Raw genomic sequence first — 1642 nt, forward strand, 5'->3', positions numbered from 1 at the left:
TAAAAAATTTTCAGCCTGTGATCTTATCCTTGAACATTCACCCATTCTTTTGACCTAAAGTATTCTTTTTCACCTTCGAAAAATAATAATTCGTACAACCAATACATAACATCGAATCTAACAGTAAGCAAAAAAGGTCTTATCGGGATTTACCTTAAGACCTTTTTATTTCATTAGTTAATAGCTAAACCGCCACTTGCATAGCCCTCTATAACAGTACCAATATCTAAATCACCTGAATCCGCTGTAAAGACGAGTAGCAAACGCGTTCCAGCGGTTACAGGTATACTTGGCAATTCCGATACAACGCTGCTGATAGTTCCTTCTGAAACAATCCCTGTAAGACTTGGTTCTAATGCTGCTGAAGCGATTTGTGTAAATATGTTGTCAGGTGCAGGCGAAGAATATATCCTAGCTGTTATCGTTATTGTTTCTAATAAAGATAAATCAACAGTTGTACTAAAATATGCAGCAAATGATGTGAGAATACCATCCCGAGGCATGGAGAATGCTAAGTTATGAAATGCTCCCGGGACTGCTGCGATATCTATTGTTCCACCTAAGACAGCAACAACTGAACCTGAATTTCCAAAGCCAATGAGTGCTTGAGTTCCAACTTCCTCAAATAATGCAGAAGTTAGTGAAACTGGAAGACCAGAAGTAAATGGAATAATAGCACTTGATCCAGGGACACCAGTGGACCCGGTGGCTCCAGTTACTCCGGTCGCACCGGTGACTCCTGTAGTTCCAGTCATTCCCGTTAATCCAGTCACTCCGATGGCTCCAACCGCTCCTGTTGCTCCGGTCATACCGGTGGCTCCGATATCTCCTGTTACTCCGGTATTTCCCTTGACTCCGGCATCTCCTGTTACTCCGGTATTTCCCTTGACTCCGGTCTCTCCCTTTGCTCCAGTCCTACCTCTTGCTCCGGTTTCTCCCTTTGCTCCCGTATTTCCTTTGGCTCCAGTCTTACCTCTTGCTCCAGTTTCTCCCTTGGCTCCAGTTCTACCTTTTGCTCCGGTCTCTCCCTTGGCTCCCGTATTTCCTTTGGCTCCCGTTTCTCCCTTCGCTCCAGTTTCTCCCTTGGCTCCAGTTCTACCTTTTGCTCCGGTCTCTCCCTTGGCTCCCGTATTTCCTTTGGCTCCGGTTTCTCCCTTTGCTCCCGTATTTCCTTTGGCTCCCGTTTCTCCCTTCGCTCCCGTATTTCCTTTGGCTCCCGTTTCTCCCTTCGCTCCCGTATTTCCTTTGGCTCCGGTTTCTCCCTTCGCTCCCGTATTTCCTTTGGCTCCGGTTTCTCCCTTCGCTCCCGTATTTCCTTTGGCTCCGGTCTCTCCCTTTGCTCCCGTATTTCCTTTGGCTCCGGTCTCTCCCTTTGCTCCCGTATTTCCTTTGGCTCCCGTTTCTCCCTTTGCTCCCGTATTTCCTTTGGCTCCCGTTTCTCCCTTCGCTCCCGTATTTCCTTGGGCTCCCGTTTCTCCCTTCGCTCCCGTATTTCCTTGGGCTCCCGTTTCTCCCTTCGCTCCCGTATTTCCTTGGGCTCCCGTTTCTCCCTTCGCTCCCGTATTTCCTTGGGCTCCCGTTTCTCCCGTGGCTCCGGCCTCTCCTGTGGCTCCAGTTTCACCCTTGACCCCGGTTTCACCCG

1 protein-coding gene is annotated in these 1642 nt (G+C 48.8%); it reads right to left on the reverse strand.

Annotation, left to right across the window (positions count from 1 at the left end):
* Positions 1-173: 173 nt before the first annotated feature.
* Positions 174-1642, reverse strand: a 1469-nt coding sequence (locus AC5WOE_RS19970) for an exosporium glycoprotein BclB-related protein (protein WP_496053347.1), incomplete at its 5' end; no start/stop codon positions are given.

Source organism: Shimazuella sp. NTD248 (assembly GCF_059510395.1).